Annotated in this window: 20 protein-coding genes; all 20 read right to left on the reverse strand. The window is 42.8% G+C overall.

Annotation, left to right across the window (positions count from 1 at the left end; genetic code table 11):
- Window positions 1-448 precede the first annotated feature (448 nt).
- Window positions 449-1,963: a DNA (cytosine-5-)-methyltransferase gene (gene dcm, locus DWX43_RS06710; RefSeq protein WP_006567810.1), complete on the reverse strand. Its 1,515-nt coding sequence runs from the start codon at window positions 1,961-1,963 to the stop codon at window positions 449-451.
- 183 nt (window positions 1,964-2,146) lie between these two features.
- The gene (locus DWX43_RS06715) at window positions 2,147-3,052 is read right to left on the reverse strand and encodes a DUF5688 family protein (RefSeq protein ID WP_006567811.1); all 906 of its coding nucleotides are present in this window, start codon (window positions 3,050-3,052) and stop codon (window positions 2,147-2,149) included.
- Window positions 3,049-3,990, reverse strand: a complete 942-nt coding sequence (locus DWX43_RS06720; RefSeq protein ID WP_233458277.1) for a DUF5688 family protein — start codon at window positions 3,988-3,990, stop codon at window positions 3,049-3,051. Before DWX43_RS06720 ends, DWX43_RS06715 begins: the two co-directional genes overlap by 4 nt.
- A 62-nt stretch (window positions 3,991-4,052) precedes the next feature.
- Complete coding sequence (locus DWX43_RS06725; protein WP_006567813.1) at window positions 4,053-4,985, reverse strand: DUF5688 family protein; 933 nt, start codon at window positions 4,983-4,985, stop codon at window positions 4,053-4,055.
- Window positions 4,986-4,994: 9 nt separating this feature from the next.
- Window positions 4,995-5,900 (reverse strand): DUF5688 family protein, encoded by a 906-nt coding sequence (locus tag DWX43_RS06730; protein ID WP_006567814.1) that lies wholly within the window; start codon window positions 5,898-5,900, stop codon window positions 4,995-4,997.
- Between the two features lie 23 nt (window positions 5,901-5,923).
- Window positions 5,924-6,886 carry a DUF5688 family protein gene (locus tag DWX43_RS06735; RefSeq protein WP_006567815.1) on the reverse strand — a complete coding sequence of 321 codons (963 nt, stop codon included), beginning with the start codon at window positions 6,884-6,886 and terminating at the stop codon, window positions 5,924-5,926.
- Window positions 6,887-6,906: 20 nt separating this feature from the next.
- On the reverse strand, window positions 6,907-7,851 hold the full coding sequence (locus tag DWX43_RS06740) for a DUF5688 family protein (RefSeq protein WP_006567816.1): 945 nt from the start codon (window positions 7,849-7,851) through the stop codon (window positions 6,907-6,909).
- Between the two features lie 50 nt (window positions 7,852-7,901).
- Entirely contained in the window at window positions 7,902-8,795 is an 894-nt protein-coding gene (locus DWX43_RS06745) for a DUF5688 family protein (protein ID WP_006567817.1), read from the reverse strand.
- A 60-nt stretch (window positions 8,796-8,855) separates the two neighbouring features.
- Window positions 8,856-9,770, reverse strand: coding sequence for a DUF5688 family protein (locus DWX43_RS06750; protein WP_006567818.1), 915 nt, complete (start codon window positions 9,768-9,770; stop codon window positions 8,856-8,858).
- 23 nt (window positions 9,771-9,793) lie between these two features.
- Entirely contained in the window at window positions 9,794-10,798 is a 1,005-nt protein-coding gene (locus DWX43_RS06755; RefSeq protein ID WP_006567819.1) for a DUF3991 and toprim domain-containing protein, read from the reverse strand.
- A 23-nt stretch (window positions 10,799-10,821) separates the two neighbouring features.
- Window positions 10,822-11,877, reverse strand: a complete 1,056-nt coding sequence (locus tag DWX43_RS06760) for a hypothetical protein (protein ID WP_243099264.1) — start codon at window positions 11,875-11,877, stop codon at window positions 10,822-10,824.
- A gap of 11 nt (window positions 11,878-11,888) precedes the next feature.
- Window positions 11,889-12,365, reverse strand: a complete 477-nt coding sequence (locus DWX43_RS06765) for an XF1762 family protein (RefSeq protein ID WP_006567821.1) — start codon at window positions 12,363-12,365, stop codon at window positions 11,889-11,891.
- A gap of 62 nt (window positions 12,366-12,427) precedes the next feature.
- Window positions 12,428-13,240: a phosphoadenosine phosphosulfate reductase family protein gene (locus DWX43_RS06770; protein ID WP_330367879.1), complete on the reverse strand. Its 813-nt coding sequence runs from the start codon at window positions 13,238-13,240 to the stop codon at window positions 12,428-12,430.
- A 209-nt stretch (window positions 13,241-13,449) separates the two neighbouring features.
- Entirely contained in the window at window positions 13,450-13,779 is a 330-nt protein-coding gene (locus tag DWX43_RS06775; RefSeq protein WP_006567823.1) for a hypothetical protein, read from the reverse strand.
- Between the two features lie 20 nt (window positions 13,780-13,799).
- Window positions 13,800-14,453, reverse strand: a complete 654-nt coding sequence (locus tag DWX43_RS06780) for a hypothetical protein (protein ID WP_006567824.1) — start codon at window positions 14,451-14,453, stop codon at window positions 13,800-13,802.
- 87 nt (window positions 14,454-14,540) lie between these two features.
- Window positions 14,541-16,196, reverse strand: coding sequence for a hypothetical protein (locus tag DWX43_RS06785; protein ID WP_006567825.1), 1,656 nt, complete (start codon window positions 16,194-16,196; stop codon window positions 14,541-14,543).
- A gap of 217 nt (window positions 16,197-16,413) precedes the next feature.
- Window positions 16,414-17,004, reverse strand: a complete 591-nt coding sequence (locus tag DWX43_RS06790) for a DUF6550 family protein (protein ID WP_006567827.1) — start codon at window positions 17,002-17,004, stop codon at window positions 16,414-16,416.
- A 72-nt stretch (window positions 17,005-17,076) separates the two neighbouring features.
- Window positions 17,077-17,622, reverse strand: a complete 546-nt coding sequence (locus tag DWX43_RS06795) for a hypothetical protein (protein WP_006567828.1) — start codon at window positions 17,620-17,622, stop codon at window positions 17,077-17,079.
- The gene (locus DWX43_RS06800) at window positions 17,619-18,014 is read right to left on the reverse strand and encodes a DUF4320 family protein (protein WP_008724714.1); all 396 of its coding nucleotides are present in this window, start codon (window positions 18,012-18,014) and stop codon (window positions 17,619-17,621) included. Before DWX43_RS06800 ends, DWX43_RS06795 begins: the two co-directional genes overlap by 4 nt.
- A 26-nt stretch (window positions 18,015-18,040) precedes the next feature.
- Window positions 18,041-18,916, reverse strand: a complete 876-nt coding sequence (locus DWX43_RS06805; RefSeq protein ID WP_006567830.1) for a hypothetical protein — start codon at window positions 18,914-18,916, stop codon at window positions 18,041-18,043.
- Window positions 18,917-18,920 lie beyond the last annotated feature (4 nt).

Below are 18,920 nucleotides of genomic sequence, written 5' to 3' on the forward strand. Positions count from 1 at the left end.
CTGGCTTTGCCAGTCCTCTGCAAGATACGGATTTTGCCGTACAAAATCCATCTTGTTAGGGGAGATCCCCTAATACCCCCATATCAGCCTCAAAAAGCTGATATCATTCACAATTTTTTGCTATCAATTCCGCGGATATTACGCGAAAATCTGATAGCAGAAAAGGGAAACTGACAGCAGTTTCCCCTCAAATCACATACTGCCTGCTATCAGCTTCATATATCTGATAGCAGGCAGTATGGAGTATGATATCATCAAAGGCTTTGTGATATCACATTCCAAGGTTATCTGCTATCAGTCAATTAAACCTGATAGCAGAATTCCACTTTTGTTTTTGATACTAGGTTGCCGCATTTGATAGCATCCCTTGACCTGCTGTTTAAAATAGTTCTGTTTTTCCCAATCCATTCTGCATTGATGTTCTTTATATTAAGATTTTATATCTCTGTCATTGACGGTTCCCATAAAATCGTTCCAGTGCTTTCTCGAAGGCACCTATCCCGGAAAAAAAGCTTCCTATCTTTACATCTTCAAACAGGTAAGGCATAGCGCTATATAAAGCTTCAAAAATACTGGTTAAGACATTCACTACAATCGAATTTCCTGCCTGCTTATATGCCTGGCTGTTACTGATGCCCGCTTCCAGGACCTTCTGGTAATCTTCATCATCAAAACCCATCAGCCTGAAGCACTCTAATGGTGTAAGCCGCCTGATACGAAGGATTGATTCCAGCCTGCACAGGGAATTTCCCTGCGCAGTGATTGTCGGGCAGATGGTCCCATGTCCCTGTACCCGGCCCCGTTTTCCGGCAGCATTCGGATAGGCGATATTTACAACTCCCTCTGCCATACATTCCTCGTAGCCTTTTACGGTGTCCTGCCGCACCAGAATGATGTTATCCTTCTGTACGGAGGTAATCGCATAGCTGCACCAAGGCTTATCCTTTAGTTCCAGGTGCTGTTCGACTCTTCCCTCTTCATTATATCTTCCACGGATTGCCCCCACTTGCAAAATCTTTGTCTGGTCGTGGCTCGCAAGCTGGGTATTGGCAGTTCCCATCCCTGATAGTATAACACTCTGTTGGGAATTTCCAATACTTCCGACCACGGCTATTTTATTTCTTCCGGCACCGCTTGCCAGCAAAGTAGGGCTGGAACCGATTGCAGAGTATACCCTGCCAGTCTGGGGATCGCCAAGATACCCCTGAACCTGTCCAACTTTATACAGTTTATTTTCCCACTGTTTCAGTTCCTCTTCCCCAGGCATATACAGAAGCGCTTTCCGCTCCTTCATGTCTGTAATCAGTTTCTGCACTTTATCATCTGACAGATAATATTTCTCATCTACCTCATCTTCAAGGATATCCATCAGCCGCCTCCCGTTTTCCATTGGCTCTGGGAATACGAATTTTCCATTATCACATTCCTTTTTAATCAGGACGAGGTATACCCGTTCCCGGTTTTGCGGAATCCCATAATTTTTCGCGTTCAATATCTTCCAATAGGTGTTGTATCCATATTCCTGCAATTCCTGCTCAAATAGACGGAATGTGCTGTTTAGAAACCTTGCCTGAACAATATTTTTTACATTCTCATAAATTCCAAACATCGGCTTTACTTCCCGGATAACCCGAAGCCACTCTACAAGGAGAGAGGACCTTGTTTTATCCAGATTCTTTGAGCCGCATTTTTCACAAAAATCCCGTTTGCTCCAATGTACCTGCAGCGGGTTTACCTCATGCCCGCAATCTCTGCACCTCCAGACGGAACCGGCCAGCTTCCCACTTAGGGAGAAATCCTGACACGGGCTTCCACCGCAGATAAAGTTGAAATAAGGTAGCTTTTTCTCATCAACTTTCGTAATATCCCCAAGGTTGGCACTCTCGTCAACCCCATGTATGGCGCAATAACTTTTTACTGCATATTTGTCAAACTCACAAAAATTTATTAATTTATAATCCAATTCCCTTCTTAGAGGGTGTAGCTACACATTTTACCCGGGATTACCTCTTACCTCCTTTCAAATGTTTGAATGTAATCAGTTTCCGAATAAGTTACGAGCTACTGGTACAAATTAAATTTCTATGACTGCTGAATTTTTATTGGATTGGGCTTAACCACCCCCTTTCAAAGATTTGCCTTCATCTTATCTTGCCTTATGTCTCGTTTTTTTCTCTATCTGTGCCGCCGGTTGGATTGCAAGGCTTTCGGCATCAAACTGGAACACCATATTAGAGACCTGGACAGGGAACACTTCTGCTCTTTTATCCATCTCATTGCTCTTTTTTACTATTTCCTGCAAAGTTTCCAAACTGTGTCCTGATATTGGACAGACAAGGATTTTATCATTTGATAACGGCATAACATACAGGTCATCATCCAAACGCCTTGAGATTTCACTCAAACCCTCGGGATAGAACATGATTGCAATCCCATTCTCGCTGTACACCCCGTAATAGTCTTTTGTGTCTGGAAGCGCCCCGCTTAATGCCCCTAATGTATGAGCCAGAACAGCTCTGCTCGTATCCAAAACCGTCTGAAAGCGTTCATTCATATCGAAATATTTGACTTTATCAAATAATTCCTGTACCGTAAGTCCCCACTGCTTTAAATGTTCATTTTGGACAGGTCTTTTATAATCCAGAGGCCACTGTTCATCCTCGTCATAGACTTCATCAAAGAACTGAAAATATACAGCCATATCCCCAACAGGCAGATATGGTATATCATTCCCTTCCAGCTTTTCGGCTGCCTTTTCAAAATTAGCCGCCCAAATCGTAACATTTTCTAACTGCTCAATCGTTTCAATAGCACGCTTTTTTTCAAAATAATCGCAGATACTGCTTACCTGGGCCGTTAATTCGCCTTCTTTCCACTGTCTATATAAGCTATGGATTGACAATGACTGGCTACACACAGGCGGCTGCATAAGTTCAAGGGCTATTTCCTCATTGTCCGTACCTTCTGCTATTACTATCAATCTCTGATGCTCTTCATCAATGTGACGCCCAAGTTCTGTAATCAGTCCCTGTTTATATTCTTCATATGTCATTCATTTACACCCTTCAACCATTCGCGTATGGTCAGCAATTTGTTCTTGTTCTCCGATGGTGAATAGTGGAAACCATGACTTGATATGGCATACCCAGCCAAGCTGTGTCGAACCTGACGGTTCCCATTCTTGTGGACATCTTCAATGGAAAATGCTGGTGCCAGTGCTCCCATAGTATCAGGCAGGATATAAGCCTCCCTCTCTGAATATGGCAAAATATAAAAGCTATCCGGCATCAGGCGGCTAAGTTCCTGTAAGGTATCCCAGTATAATACACTTGCCGCTCCTCCAGGTCCCGTGACCACATAACCAAGGCTATCCTCTGCCTCTCCATTGTTCAGACAGCACGAAATACCTTCCAGCACATTTTCAATCTTCTCACACAACGGATAGATTTTGCTCTCCATGGATACCAGCGAATGTTCCAGTACAAAATTATGAAAATCACTTTTTCTCATTTTCCAGGATGCCAGATGTTTATTGGTTACTTCTGCCTGATAATAACGCCCGTCTCCCAGCGGTGCGTGAAACATATAGTAGAGCACCATGTCCCCCATAACCTGGTAAGGCATATCATTCTTTTTCAGGGCTTCCAGGTCACTTCTATGGTTTGCGGCATATACTGCCACATATTCCGGCTGTTCCAACTGGCCTACTGCAATACGCAGATCTTCCGCTTCCGCATCAGAGAACACTTCCATCGCCCGGTCTGCCAATTCCTCTTCCCAGGTGTCAAACATCTCCGCTCTCAAAAAAGCCTCCCTTACCGGAATGACGGGGCAGTACCGCCCCTCCTGCTCAAATAAAATTGTGATTCCCTCGGTCGGGAGACCCCTAGCCACCGTTCTAACTTCCCCGCGAATTGCGGAATCCTCAAAAGCGGAACGAATACATTGCTGGTAAGCATCTGAAAACTGTTTATATAATTTGAGGTTCATATTCTTATCTCCTTTATGATTAAATGAAAAAAGCAGGTTCTTTTCTGAATCGCTCTGAAAAGTCACCTGCTATGGTTTTTATTCACTTTTGGCTTCTGCCGCATCCTTTGACTTGTTTTACGGATCTCATCTGTTTTCCGGCTATAAACATAAATATAATCGGATAAATCTTTTTCCCTCTGCTGAAAACCATTTTGTTTAGAGTCGTAGAGGGTTTCCTGAATCCATTTTCTTCCGTCCCTGTTTTTATTTGATAATGCCACGCATTGATTGATACTTGTAGGAAATAGTATCATATCGCCACCCAGTTTATCTGACAGCTCGTGTACTTTTTCTTTGTATAAAAAAGCAGAAGCACCCCAGTAAAAGCTCTCTGTTGTCATAATGTAGATATCCTTCTTTTCCGGTTCTGTCCCAAACGGTTCCACGGAAACAGCCCTTTGATTTTCCGGATTATCAAGCGACCACTGATAAAGGGTATCAAAATCCATTCCAAACTCATTCAGCATTTCACTTGTCACTCTTAAATTAAGGTGCATATCTTCAAGCAAACAATCTGTTGAATGATAAATAATCCTCAATACAATGGCAAGGTCCCCGTCTCCATATAGCTTATGTGGGAAATTGTCCAATACCTCTTGATTTCTTTTCGCGTTCATCAATGTCGGAACTACTAGATTTGGCGATAACACCCCCATCTCTTTAAATGCGGCTTTGGTGATCCGGTCATCCCGCAATAAAAACTCTAGCGAATTCCTGACTACCAGCCACAGGGGTTCTCCCAACTGTGTATGACGGTTATATGCTACAAAAGGAAATATTTCTGAGCCTTTCTCTGGGCTGCCCTGTAAACTGATCACACAGCCATCCGAAATATGGTCAGGCAGCACCACCTTCCACCCTAATCCCATCTTTTGTAAATTATTGTTTAATTCATATACAAAGGTTTCATAAAATTCCCTTTTCTCTATGATTGAATATCTATCGTTTCTCAAACCCTCCCCCTATCTGCCTCGTTTTTTCGTTTCTTTTAACTGGCTGGGAGTAATCATACGAAACTGTGCGGTTTCACAATTATAGTGGTATAGATTCCCAGACAGGGGCTTTATACTTCCAGTGATTACCTCTTTACTACTGTGTAGTGCATTAGATATATAATCTATGCCCTTTTGGTCTAAAAGCGGCATTGCCAAAAAATGGTCAACGCTCATAGGAACCAATAAGATATCATCCCCCATAGTTTCTGCAAGTTCATACATTCTGGTTTTGTAAAGAATACCTGCAGCGCCTAAATGTTGACCAGTATTCGTTACCACATAGAAGGGAGGTAAATCCTCTACTGTTTCATCGGGTGATATAATATCTATCATCTTGTGCAACTCTATCATCTGTACAGACTCAACATTCCTCGGATTATCCAGGGCCATTTGATAAAGTTCATCATACCTCAGCCCCCATCCCTGTAAGATATCGTCTGTTACCACAAGGTTGAGATTGATACCGCCCAGGGACTGATATGCAATTTGAAGTATAACTGCTAAATCTTCAAACCTTGAATATGGAACGGTTTTCAATAGTTCCTCATTTTCCTCTGTGTTCATAAAAGTGGGAATTACCATATCTGCATGAAAAAGCCCCATATCCATCAGTGCACATTTTGTGCTCTCATCATCAAAGAAATCCTGTGTTGCTTTCCGTGCAGCGACTCCCCAGGGCATCCCCTGCAAAAACTCCTGGTAATAATCGTGAACTTTAATCGGAGGAAAATCATGCCCTCCACCATGGATTACCACCAAAACTTCTTCTCTGCCGCCTGTGTTCTCATACTTAGCCCGCCATGGAACACCCAGCATTTTTAAATTATAGTTGACTTCATGGGTAAAAAACTGGATGAATTCTTCATATTCCATCTTTGTCTGTCCTCCTTGAGATTTTATCTGCTTTGCTTTTTACCGACCAGTGTTTTCTCATGATTCATAGTTGTCTCCAATTTCTGATCAATGACAGCCTGTAATTGTTCTATACCACCCTTGAGCCTGTAAAACTTCCCCTCTGTATACGAATAAACCTGCCTGGACAAAAATAACCGCGCGTCCGTATCCTCCGTATACTCCCGGATTTTTCTTTGTACCCACATATCCTGTATACGGCTTTCCGGTAATATGGCCGCTTTTCGTTCTGAATACGGTACGATTATGACCCGCTCATGAAAAGCCTCTTCAAATTGACGCAGCACTTCGGGGTAAAGTATCGCCCCGGCACCGTTCAATCCATACAGCTCATATGGCGCATTGTAGATATCTTCTGCTCTTGCAATCACAGGTATATGGCCAAAATCATATGGTTGAAGGCTTTCCACCCAGTCATAAGCACAGGCACCGATTTTCTGTGCCTCGCATTGCCTAACAATATTGAATAATTCTTCGGCTGAAAACTTCCATTTTAGGAGATGGTCTTTTGTTACAATACTTTCCATTGTACCGCCGAAAGGCAGCTCATAATCAAACCTGAAATATACTGCCATGTCACCTACTGCCAAATATGGTATACCCTTACCCCGCAGGATTTCTTTGCTTTTCTCAAAGTTTGTTACACAGGCTAAAACACTTTCTATGCATTCCACCTGTTCTCTTTGTACTGTACCAAACTCCCGGAAACAATCCAATGTATCCTTCACAATAGAAAACATTGGTCTAGCATTTTTGCAATAATCCGAATAAATTTCCTGAAGGTCTATGCAATGACAGATTTTATCGCCTAAATCCAGGGTTGCCTTTTCCAGCGATAACCCTTCCCCTATCACGACCGGTCTGATGGAATAACCATGCTGGTCTAAAAGTTCTGCTATTTTTTGTAGATAAGCAACCTTAAATTGGTCATAGTTTATTAAGTTCATCAATCCACTAACCCACCTACCTATCTCAATTTTTGTTTCTCAATTTTCGGAGGAACTGCATGAATCAGGTTTCTGCTTTCCAGATCGTATTTAAAAACCCGCTCAGATAGTTTATGGCGTATTTCCCCTGTTTCTTCTTTCATTATATTCTCACTGGTCAGGCTCTCATATAAGTCTGACAGATTCCCAACACTTTGCGCATGGACATAAGCACCAAAGGCATCATTGGGAACAATCAGCATCTCGTCCCCTAATTTATCATACACCAGTTCCATAACTTTCGGATAGAAGATTGCACCAAAGCCATTCACACCATAGACATTGTAGACTTGCTTCAGTTCCAATGGCACACCATCCGCCGGCCTAAAAAGGATTGTTTTATCATTTTCATATCTGTTTGTAAGTGAATCGTACATATTTACGATACCCACTCCTATTTCATTTGCATCCTTGTATCTGACTTTCTCAAAAAGTTCCTCCACACCGATTCCCCATTTTTCCAAATGCTCTTTTGTAACATCTCCGCAGTACGATCTCTCCCCTCTTTCAATACAGAATTGGAAAGTGACCGCCATATCCTGATATGGCATATATGCAATGTTTCCCTCCACCAGTTTATCCTCATATTCTGCCAAATTCATAGGATATATAAGTACATGCTCTATCTGCTCAAATTGTTCGCGCGGTATCCACTCATCCCCATCAAATATACCCAGAATCTGCGTGACCGCCTCGTCTAACTCGTTGTTCTCAGCAACATAGCAGTTAAGATACACCAATTCCATCGGAATACTGGGGCAAACTAACTCCCCTCCACCTTTCAGCATAATGGCTTCAAATGGCGTGCCTTCAGCTATCAGCTTCAGTTCCTCCCCTCTGTCTCTTTCTTGTAGCTGGTCTTGAAATTCATCAATAAAATCCTCTCGTAATTCGTCATATGCTTCGTTCTCACTATAATAATACATCTATCTCCTTCCCTTCTGGCCGTCTGCGCTTCTCCCGATTAAAGCGGTTTTCATTTCACTCTATGCTTTTCAATGGTATGTTCCATTGCCGGGACCAGGTTTTTCCTGCCGGTATCGTACTTAAATATCTTCCCAGAAAGTACAAGGTGCCTATCGCCAGTCACCAGTTTCACACGATTGTCCTCCTGTAATTCTTCTTGCAGTTTTGCAGCACTCATAATATCCGGTGTCTGAATATAAGCCGTATAGGTTTCTTCAGGTACAATCAGCACTTCACTGCCCATTTTTTTTACTACCTGCTCCATCACTTTTGGATAAAGGGCAGCACCAAAGCCATTGACGCCATACAAAGCAGCCTGCTGTGAATCCTCTGATTTTTTTCCCACCTGCTCTATGGTTTTAATTTCGCCCCAAATTTGCTCCAGGTCTTTATACCTTACTTTTTCAAAGAGTTCCTTTGCATTTATCCCCTGCCTATTCAGCCATTCCCTTGTAACATCCCTGCGATACGACCTCTCATTGTCCTCAATGCAGAATTGATAAGTGATCGCCATATCTTCGAAGGGAAAATATGCAATATCATTTTCTTCCAGCTTATCCCTGCAATGTGATAGATTTACCGGAAACACTATTACATGTTCCAGTTGTTCCAGCCGCTCCGGGGATATCCATTCTGCCTCATCCTGAATCTCCAAGATAGTAGATACGGCCTCATCAATCTCTCGAATGGCAAAAATATAGCAATTTCTGTACACCAGTTCCATAGAGATACTGGTACATAATAAAGGTCCATTCCCTTTGTATGTAAAGGATTCAAAAGGAGTACCTTCCGCCACTATTTCCAACTTCTCCCCATTTCCTCTGCGTTCTAGCTGTGCCTTATATTCTTTAATGAAATCCTCCCGGACTTCCTCATATGCATGGTTTTCATCATATTCGCGCATTTTGGTTCTCCTCTTCGTCTATTTACCATTTCCTGCATCTGTAGACTCCCGTACCGACTCTTAGACCAGGGTTTTTTTCACCAATGAAGACTGGTGCACCGTCAGGGTTTTACTCTTGAGACTATAATACAAAACCGACTCTGACAACGGATGGCTTACAAATCCCTTTAAGGATTTTTTTCTTTCGAGACGCATCTGAAGGTCAGCAGGTGTATACTGGTCGGCGGCATATATAGCGGTTTCCTCTGCTGTTACTGGAAGCAGGTACAGATCCGTGTTGACCATTTCTGCAAATTCATCCAGAATATTCCTATAAAGCATGCCTGCCGCGCCTCCCGGACCTGTCAGCCGCCAGGCACTTGCGCGTTCATTTGTAATCTTTCCTCTCCCAAGCGTAAAGCCTGCCTCCAAGCCTTCCCGTATAACGGCTGCAACCGGTTCAATCTGCACACTATACTGGGAGAAAGCATTGTCTGACACGCACGCATGCAGTTGATCTACATGCATTCCCCACCGCTGTAAGTCCTCTTCATCTACGGGCATGGTGTATACAAGTTTTTCACTTTCCTCTTTCACACGGAACCGATAAAAGATACACATATCTCCCAGTCTGGTATACGGCAGCTCCAATTCTTCCAGCCTCATCTGGTATTTGTTTGCATTCACTGCATGGAACTCTACAAACAATGGATTCTTGACCGTATCCATCTTCAATCGGATACCTCCGGTTTCCGCCGTCTGAAATTCCTGCAGTGTCTCCGAAGCCAATATCCTGACTGGCAGCATTTCATACTGGCTTCTCAAAAACAGTTCCTCTATGCTGACCATAGGGCAGTACCTATCCTTGAAAGTCATTGTGATTGATTCACCTGGTAGTCCTTCCATAACCAAGTTCAACGCTCCTAACGTTTTGCTTTTCTCCATCAGGTCAATGAACTGATAGAGAAACTCTTCTTTGAAATTAAAATAATCCATACTATCTCCTTGCTTTTATGAAATTATCCGATTGCCTGTTTCCGGTCCAGATTGCTATTCCTGTTCAAATATTGAATCACTGCCTTTTTTCTTTCTGCAACAAGAAATTCATTCCAATCTTTCCCATATGGCGGGAACCGGACTTTAACGTGATATCCCATCTCTATATATTTCTTGCGTATAAGTGCCGCTGCTTTCCGGCCTGCCTTATCATTATCAAGATACAGGCTTATTCGTTTAATCTGTGGATTTTCTAGCAGGAACCGGTCCAATGCCCCGTCCCAGGTTGACCCTAATGCCAACTTGTTTGACTGCCCATCACGCTTATAATCCATATAAGACATCAGGTCAATGGCTGCCTCAAATACCTTGACTTCTTTATTTTTCTTGTTTCTTACATTGAAACCATAGGTTTTATCGTTGTTCTCCACGTCCCCTTTAAACGGGTTTCCATAATTATCCACCGTTCCCCTCATACTGGCAAACCGTGCTGTACCAAAGGAATCCCTGCCAATAAAAACCACGTTATGATATCTGCGTGTTTCATAAATCAGCTTTTTTTTAACGAACCAGTCAACTACTTCTTTGCTCAGGCAGCGCGTTTTTAACAGATAGGCATATAACCTCCGATAATTGTCGTTTGGTTCGGGAAGCACAAACTCCCCTTTCCCTTCTTGTTCTTTATTTTGCTCTTCCTTTCTTCTCTCGTGGTTTTTCCTGCTTGTATCATCTTTAAATGATTTATCCTCATACCGATAACCGGCCTCGTTCAACAAATAGATAACCGCCTCACGAAAATCCATATAGCAAAATTGTCTCAGAAACTCAATGTTATCCCCGTTGTGACCGTCCTGGCCCTCGGGTACGGAAAAACGCAGCCAGCTCCTACGATTTTTAATCCTTATAGAATCATGTTCTTTCAATGTATAGTAACTGCCTACCCGCTTCACCGTGAAGCCCTGCCTTTCAGCAATAGACACCAGGTCCACGCTTCTGGCTATCTCTAATTCTTCATCTGTAAACTTCATAGCACCACCTCCTGAATCAGAGTTTAAAATTTCATGTCAAAATAACTGCTGATTTCCGGAAAGTCTCTTTCATACTCCTCCAGATACGTTCTGCAGGCGCTCCCTTCTTTTGACAAGTGGCAAAATTCACGGAAGCTCATCTGCTTATACATCTGGGGCTGGTTACACCACCTGGACAGGTTTACATACATTCCCCGGTAAGGTGATTCCTGATATTTCTCATACCGCATGATATATGGATACGCACGCACCCCCATTAGAATCCGGATACGCTCAAATGCCTGTAAGATATCCTGTTTCCAGAAAGTCCAGTCATATCTTCCATCTGCATCAAACCCAGTTAATACATAGAACTTGATCCTTTTTGATTCCTGGAATATTGGGTTTATGATCTTCATCTTTTCTATGACTGTTTCTTTATCCTTGATATTGTCAAAGGCAAATAATAAGTCGCCATCCAATCTACAAGATGCCAGTTCCCTGGATTTTTGCCTGGTAATCAGCCTGATATCCAGTCCTTGCCGGAACTGGACCGGACGGCCGGTTTCCCGTAGTTGTCCCAATAATGCACTCCACTCCCCACATGCCAGAAAATTATCATCCAGCAGACAGATCTTCTTTTTCTGTGGATTGTAAAATTCGTACACTGGGCTTGCAGGAACGGATACCGTTTTATTTTTGTTCACACAAAAAGGGCATTGCCTAAAGCAGCCCCTTGTTAAAAACCCAATAGAATAATCCCGATAATACTTATACTTCTTACTCTTTTTTCCTTCTTCTCCCTTACCTTTAAGCCAATCCGCATACAGACTGTAATCCGGCATGGCATGCTCTATTTCGTAGGACAGCTCGGGAGCCTGGTCTAAATAAAACCCAGTACCTCCATATTCTACATTCTCCATCTTTAAGACTTCCGGCGGATACCTCGTAGCCGTAAAGACCTTTGACAGATATACCTTATCAAACTCATTGAAGCCTGAATACTCCGTCAGCAAATGTATCTGATCCCCCATCTGCTTATGGAATCCGCTGATCTTCATGCATGCCAGATTCGGCATGCGGTGCCTGTTCTTATCCAATAAATCAGCATCTATAATTCCGATTCTCGACTCTCATCACCTTCTTTACACAAATTTTTCATCCATCTTTGCTTTTTACATTGCGGTGCTGTTGTATGTCTGCGCCTGGCAGGTGTATCCCAGGAGCCGCCCCCTGCAATCTCTTTCTCACATTCCCACCCTGCCGCTTTTAAGGAAGCACCGGATTCAGAGATAAGGATATAAGTGATAATCCGCTCATATCCCATCTCTTTTGCAATCCGGGCTACCCGCCCGTATAGGAAGCTACAGGCATTGGCTGTACCGTCTGTGCAGCAACGCGTTACTTCCAGCGTTTTTCCATCGTCTAAATGCCTGGATACTGGCCTGCCGCACTGTATCACGCCACATATTCTGCCATGCTCAGTACATGCGACACGGAATTTGTCCCGGTATACAGGGCTATGATGCCTATGATTCTGCGCGACATATTCATTTGCCGCCTTTAACTCAATCGGTACTGCTTTCATTCACTTTTTTATATAAATTAGTTCCGGTTGGAACGTAAACCTCCTGTTGTTGATTTATTGTTTTAGTCTGGTCCCATGTCCATAAAATCCGCGAGGCACAACTGTCCCTCTACATTTTTATCCTCCATCCACCACCGGAACACGTCCTCTCCGTTCTTCCACTTAGTAGGTTTCCCCGCCGCATGGATTGCCACTAACATTTTATCAAACGCCCGGATATAAGCTGCCTTATACTTTGGGAAGTCAGCAAACTCTTTGTAGCGGTTTTTTCCAGCCATCGGGCACCCTACACAGCCAACTCTTTTATAACCCATATCATAAAGCGGATTATAAGGCATATGGTTGGAACGGATATAATCCCAGATGTCTTTATGTGTCCAGTCAATGATTGGGTTGGACACTACCCTGCCACGGATTGCACACCGCTCAATAACCAGCCGCTTATCATCGTTGTCGTTCATCAGAGTAATCCTATTCTCGACTTTTGGGGCAGCCGCTTCTAACTGTCCCCTTTTGGACCGTTTGGTGCTTTCGTCCCAGCGCACACCTGTTGATACCAGTCTGTCCGGTGTTGTGTTCTCTTTTAGGATTTCACAACAGTAACGCTGCATCCTGGTGGGCGGCATCTTCTTTTTGACAATCAACTGCCACATGCTCAGTGGCGGCATATGGATAATACATGGGATTCCCTTTTCTTTTAAACCTCGAAATTTCTCCCTGATATAGTACACCGTATCGGGAGCATCGACTGTTGTATGAGAATTGTGGGCCTCAAATTCAACTCCTGACCGGATAAACAAATCCAGAAGTACGTCAGAATCCTTGCCCCCACTGTAAGTACAGATTATGGGGGCATCATAGTACCTCTTTGACATTTCACTTGCTAATTTAATCCGTTCAATGCTCTTCGTCTCTAAATCCAATAAGCGTCGAAGAGACTATCGTTTTACGTGGCCACAACTTCTTATCCCTCCTTTTTGCATTTCTATTTAGATTTTTACCAGAGGAATCTATGAAACCTCTCTACTTGAAGGGATTCTGTTTCCTTAATCTGTCCTATATTATGGACATATCCAGGCCCTGGTCATCTGCGACAGCTGGGACTGTTTCTAACAGTTACTTTTTCTTTCCATGGCTTTATTTCCTGGACCTTATGGATTCTTTCACATATATCAGCGATTCTTTGATACTCTGCGTCCGTCTTATCCAGTATTGCAAGCAATTCCTTAAAATACTCGGACGCTTCTTTACAGCCCTTTGGTTCGGACAGCCATTGATATGTCTCATGTATCCGGTCCTGCGGTGTTTTTTTTACTTCATCTTCGTCCGTAAGCCCAAATGGTCCAAGGTCCATCACAAGGCTGCTTACATCCTCTGCCAATCGCAGGATATCTTCCATTGCTTCTTTCTCCATGTGTTTATCCTTTCTCACGATTACAGATTGGATTTCTTTGTTTTACCGCGCTGTGCTACTATCTTTCTAATCTCCTGGCGCATTTTCTTTGTGTTATTACTGGGTAAAGCAAATATTGCCGCCTCCTCCACTGTCAGATTATCGTACAGAAACGCCCTTTTTATGGTCCGCATCTGGTAACAATCAAATTCTTCTTTCGCATAAAATGCCACCTGTTCATAGGCAAGCCCATAGCGAAAACCCGACAGGATTTCTTCAATCTGCTCTTCATCAAACCGGTTATCTGTTGCCAGTTCCATTTCCTGTATGCTTCTGCCAGTATAAAACCCATAAAACACTAAATCCATTTGTCTGTAATCGTGTTTTCCATCTGCCACAATCTGAATTTTCTGGATTTCCAGTTTCCGTTCCAGTGCCCCAGCTATTGACCTGATTTCCTCCGGGCCGTCTGAATCATGTACAAGACCGATAAGGTTGTCAAAATTTACACCCATCAAATACGCTTTGCGCAAAGCATTTATTTTATTTCTATATCCTCCAACCTCCATAATCTTCTTTACCGTTTCATAGGGTATCTGATCAGAATTTAACGCTTCCTCCGCTAGATACAGGTTGTCTTTTGACAAGAAGATTTCATTTTTCAGGGTATCCAAAGTTTTGTTTTTATCGTACATGCCACTTCATTCCTTCCTAATAACAAAAAGAGGAAGATCTCTGCGTCTCCCTCTTTGGTAACTGTTTATTTATTTTTACTTTATTTTTTAATCTAGTCTCTGTGGTGCGATATGCCAGTCCGTCCACAAATTACCGCTGATTGTCAGATTATCGGTCAGGTTTAGTGATAACATTCCTGCTGGTGTCCAGGCATCTATTAACCATGTATAGGGTGTATATTTGCCATCTGGCATCCATATCGGAGTGAAATGTGTCCTCCGCTTAAATGTACTGTATTGATTTTTTTTGAACTCAAATTCGGAATGATACCCACCCGACATCCGCTCCAATAAACGCCAGTATTTCTTGTATTGAAACTCCGGAAAATACGTCACGGCATTTTGGGCTCCAGTCACGGCACTGGACTGATTCGTGCTCACAGAACTGTTCACATATTCGTTAAATCCGTATCCGCTTTTTAATGTTTTGCCATGGGCCGTAGGGGATTTATCATCTGGCTGGACGCGCATTGTTGCGTTCAAACTTGCATGATATCTATCAATATTGAACTTCCACCAGCCATGATCACACCAGTATCCATCATCATCATCGTCACCACTATGCCATACCCAGTAAGAATACCAGTATGGTCGCCAAATACTCCAATCAGCGGACGTTTGCTGACTCTTTGATGGAACTGCCGGCCTCGCATAACTGTCATTACGGTCATCTGCAACTGGATTCGGCGGTGGATTCTTGTCCAGGTTTACTATCTTAACCCGTATAGTCCCTTTGTCTGTACGGCCACCACCTCTTACTGTTACTGGAATTTCCATAGTCTGCTCTGTAGATGGTGTTGTCCACCGAACCCAGGCAAGCTGACTTCCTCCCTCGGGATAATATACGCTGTCCACCTTATAATTTCTCCCTTGTATTTTAAATGTCACAGATACCTTATGGTCCGGATCACTTTGACCGCCACTCACGCGGATACTGGTGATAACCTCCGTGTTAGTGCGGTATTCATAATCAAAAGTCGTAACCTCCGGTGATGGTTCTGGCAACTCCCCATTAAAACGTATGATTCCAAGTCCCAACGAAGTTTTGATTTCCTGATGTGAACGCAATCCGGTAGTTGGACCGTTCCACGCAGGATATCCTAAATCAGATTTTTCGAGAAACATTGCAAGGGGCAGATTTTGAAAGGTAACTGAACGTAACCAGGAATATACCACCCCGCCTGCAACCTCATCATATAAAGCCGCTTCCGTTGCTGTCATAGCAACTCTTACTCCCTGCAATGTCACATACGCAATCGGCTCTATCATAATTCTGTACTCGCCGCTGATAAGTATATCAAAATCTATTCCCATATAACCTGCTATCCCACGTATCGTCTGCTCGTCCGTAAAGTACCGCTTTATTTCCGCAATACTTGATGGTCCCAGACTTTGTGAACTTATAATTATAGGAAGTCTCTGTGCTGGTCTTATGTACTGGTATCTTGAACCGGATATACCAATTCCATGACCTGATGTATAAGACATCTTGCTCACCTTTCCAAAATGAAGCCTAATATCAGATGGGCTTTTATTGGTAAGGTCAATAGGCGTGCCTACTACTTTATGGTCACTTGTACTTATCACCGATACACGTACCCCTTCATCACCTGGGGACCAAAAATTTTGCGAAGAACCTTGTCCCATGCTGCCGCCTCCGCCGTCCACATTACCTTCCCCTGCCGCATACGCTGGAACCGACATGATCAAAAAACACAGGCTGAACAGTACAATCCTTGTCAGCCAACTTATTCTGCTTTTCAAATTCCCAAATGTTCTCCTTTCCAATGAAAAAGCACAGCCATAAATAGCTGTGCCGAACGATAAAATTTATATCTTTGATTTCTCTCTATGCTTAGCAGGAGGGCGCTACAATTCATAGCCTTTCTGTCATGCATCTATTTAACCAACCTATTGATAATTAATCCATTATCCCAATTTTATTACCGTTTTCATAAATGTTACTGTCTTCAATGCCTTCCCCTTCCCCAATGTCATCAATCCATCCAAAGCCTGGGGCATATATTTTTCCTTCCTGTGACTCACCTTCTGGTGCGGCTCCAGGAACCGTGTCTGTCTCCGGCTGTTTTACTTCATCATGGTTTTCCGGAACCGGCGTGCCCTGCACGCTCTCCCCATCTGGTTTCTGATTAGGATTTTTTAATACTTCTGGATCTGGTTCTTCCGGTTTAGTCACTCTGGGCTGAATATTCTGTACAGGCTGCCCGTTGTCCTTATTTCCCTCTTTTTCCTCCTCTGATTCTTTCTGCTCCTCCGTAGTCTCCGGTTCTTTCTTCGATTCCTCTTCTTTACTTTCAGTCTCTTTTGACTTCTTGTCTAATTCGGACTTTTTGATTTCCGGTTTCACTTCTATTTCTGTAGACTGGCTCTCTGCTAATTTATCCTTTGTTTTTGCTGGCTTTCTGAAATTACTTGCAATCATCACTGCAAGAATAACACAACACACCACGCAACCCGCAATAATCATACCTTTTTTCACTTTATCATTCATATAGTTCTCCTTCCTGGTTCACATTCTGTCGCATCAAACATACTACATTTTTCCAATTCTGTCTATTGAATTCTAAAACACTTCTATATATCCAGCCTGCACTTTTAGCCTGATTTTCATTTCAGGTAGACGTTTTCCCGCAAACTGGACCGGTACTTTTAATGTTACGATTGCATCAATTTCAAATCTCTGTTCATTTTCCGGTGTTCCAGGTGCAAGCGGCGCATTACGTGCAGTAACACTTAAATCCGATATGCTATATTCCAGAACCCCACCTGTATATTTTACATGCCGCCCGGATTCAACTTTTGTTCCAAGGATTTTATCCATTTTTGACAGCACATTTCCTTTATCTACACTATACTTAAAACCTCCATTATTGGGCTGATATCCTCCACTGTATCCTTCCCTGACACCGTGATAAACGTTTGCATAATTATCATTTACAGTTATCATGATAGCCTCCTGTGCCGCGTCCCTTACGCCATTGGCTATGATCTTTAGCCGATAAAACTCCAAAAATCCGCACATTATTAACATCAATACCAATGTAACCGCAATCACAAATGGGAAAGAGGAACCACGCCTATCTTTTAAACAGCAAATCAGGCGCTTCATTTATGATATACCTCACTCTTTCCTGTAGCACTAGCCCTTAAGGTAATTGGAAAGGAACCAAAATTCCCAAATAACCCAAGGTCCCGCTGCAACGTCAATTTTACAGTAATCTCCTGATTTAGTTGGATATTACCCTTTTTTGACCACTCAACTTTAGGATTTAGTCCGGTCCTTTCTCGTAATACCTGTTCCCGCCTAGTGGTCTCAGTTCCGACTCTGCCACTCATTTCAGCCTCACGGCACAATTCCACAGCAAATGTATCTAACTGATTCTTAGCCAAAAAAACCGGAAATACGCTGACCGCCAATGCAATCACCAGCATGGCACACAATACCAGTACGCATATGTCTATATATCCCTCTCCACGATTAGTTTTTAATATTTTTTTCAAGTTCCTTGACCTCCTTTCATTTGGAGCTAGAACATACCTCCTAATGACTTAATGATTTCAAACACGATAATCGCAAGGTAAGTCAATAAGAAGCACATAAGCATGAGAAACGAAAAAACCCTGATTTTAGGCGGTATTTTCTGGGCCTCACTTTTTAATTTCTGTAATTCAAGCTGTTTAAAATCATGAGCAAGCATCTGGAAATATACCACGCTGTTATCTCCACGCAAAACCCCAATCAGTCCTCTGACAACATCAGACAACATTGGAGAGTTTAACCGTGCTTCAAATCGAGTAAGTGCCGCCTCATAACTGGAGGATCTCATGTCTGCCACAAGTACACCTAGCTCCTCCCCAAATTCCGCACCGGCATTTTTTCTAAAATTCTCTACCATTGAAAGCACATCACGGTTATTCTGCAGCTCCTGTTCAAGATTAGCAACAAAACGTGGCAGTTCGTCTTCAATTGACTTTCTTTTCGTCTTTAACATCTCGTCTGCGCGCTGAATTTCCTTAAAGTAAACCATGACAGCAAGAAACACAATAACAGGTGTTAGGAGCGGAAAAAGAAACAAACACGGAATAATGCCAGCCATCAGTAAACCAGCTTTTGTAAGTGCATACGCCTGATATACTTCCGGTGTCATATTAATCCCTGTTGCTTTCAGCACATTTTTCATTCGGCTTTTCCGATATTCGTCCATTCGGATTACATGAGACAATCTCATGGCTCCTTGCAGTAAAAACGTATCTAACGCCGCCGACCCTTTTTTACTATTTCTTCCCCTGTCCAGTAATGCCTTTTCTGTCTTCATATATGGCATTTTTAACAAATCCGCTGCCAGGAAGAACATTCCCAGAAAGAGAAATCCTCCAAATAATAACAGTAATAACACTGACATCTCC

Origin of the sequence: Clostridium sp. AF19-22AC (assembly GCF_003479085.1) — a bacterium.
In the GTDB taxonomy this organism is placed as follows: domain Bacteria; phylum Bacillota; class Clostridia; order Lachnospirales; family Lachnospiraceae; genus Faecalicatena_A; species Faecalicatena_A orotica.

Coding starts and splice junctions, on each gene's coding strand:
- DWX43_RS06715 (WP_006567811.1), bottom strand. CDS start 3,052: ATGACATATGAAGAATATAAACAGGGACTGATTACAGAACTTGGGCGT.
- DWX43_RS06720 (WP_233458277.1), bottom strand. CDS start 3,990: ATGAACCTCAAATTATATAAACAGTTTTCAGATGCTTACCAGCAATGT.
- DWX43_RS06730 (WP_006567814.1), bottom strand. CDS start 5,900: ATGGAATATGAAGAATTCATCCAGTTTTTTACCCATGAAGTCAACTAT.
- DWX43_RS06735 (WP_006567815.1), bottom strand. CDS start 6,886: ATGAACTTAATAAACTATGACCAATTTAAGGTTGCTTATCTACAAAAA.
- DWX43_RS06740 (WP_006567816.1), bottom strand. CDS start 7,851: ATGTATTATTATAGTGAGAACGAAGCATATGACGAATTACGAGAGGAT.
- DWX43_RS06745 (WP_006567817.1), bottom strand. CDS start 8,795: ATGCGCGAATATGATGAAAACCATGCATATGAGGAAGTCCGGGAGGAT.
- DWX43_RS06750 (WP_006567818.1), bottom strand. CDS start 9,770: ATGGATTATTTTAATTTCAAAGAAGAGTTTCTCTATCAGTTCATTGAC.
- DWX43_RS06755 (WP_006567819.1), bottom strand. CDS start 10,798: ATGAAGTTTACAGATGAAGAATTAGAGATAGCCAGAAGCGTGGACCTG.
- DWX43_RS06765 (WP_006567821.1), bottom strand. CDS start 12,365: ATGAAAGCAGTACCGATTGAGTTAAAGGCGGCAAATGAATATGTCGCG.
- DWX43_RS06770 (WP_330367879.1), bottom strand. CDS start 13,240: ATGTCAAAGAGGTACTATGATGCCCCCATAATCTGTACTTACAGTGGG.
- DWX43_RS06775 (WP_006567823.1), bottom strand. CDS start 13,779: ATGGAGAAAGAAGCAATGGAAGATATCCTGCGATTGGCAGAGGATGTA.
- DWX43_RS06780 (WP_006567824.1), bottom strand. CDS start 14,453: ATGTACGATAAAAACAAAACTTTGGATACCCTGAAAAATGAAATCTTC.
- DWX43_RS06785 (WP_006567825.1), bottom strand. CDS start 16,196: ATGTCGGTTCCAGCGTATGCGGCAGGGGAAGGTAATGTGGACGGCGGA.
- DWX43_RS06790 (WP_006567827.1), bottom strand. CDS start 17,004: ATGAATGATAAAGTGAAAAAAGGTATGATTATTGCGGGTTGCGTGGTG.
- DWX43_RS06795 (WP_006567828.1), bottom strand. CDS start 17,622: ATGAAGCGCCTGATTTGCTGTTTAAAAGATAGGCGTGGTTCCTCTTTC.
- DWX43_RS06805 (WP_006567830.1), bottom strand. CDS start 18,916: ATGTCAGTGTTATTACTGTTATTATTTGGAGGATTTCTCTTTCTGGGA.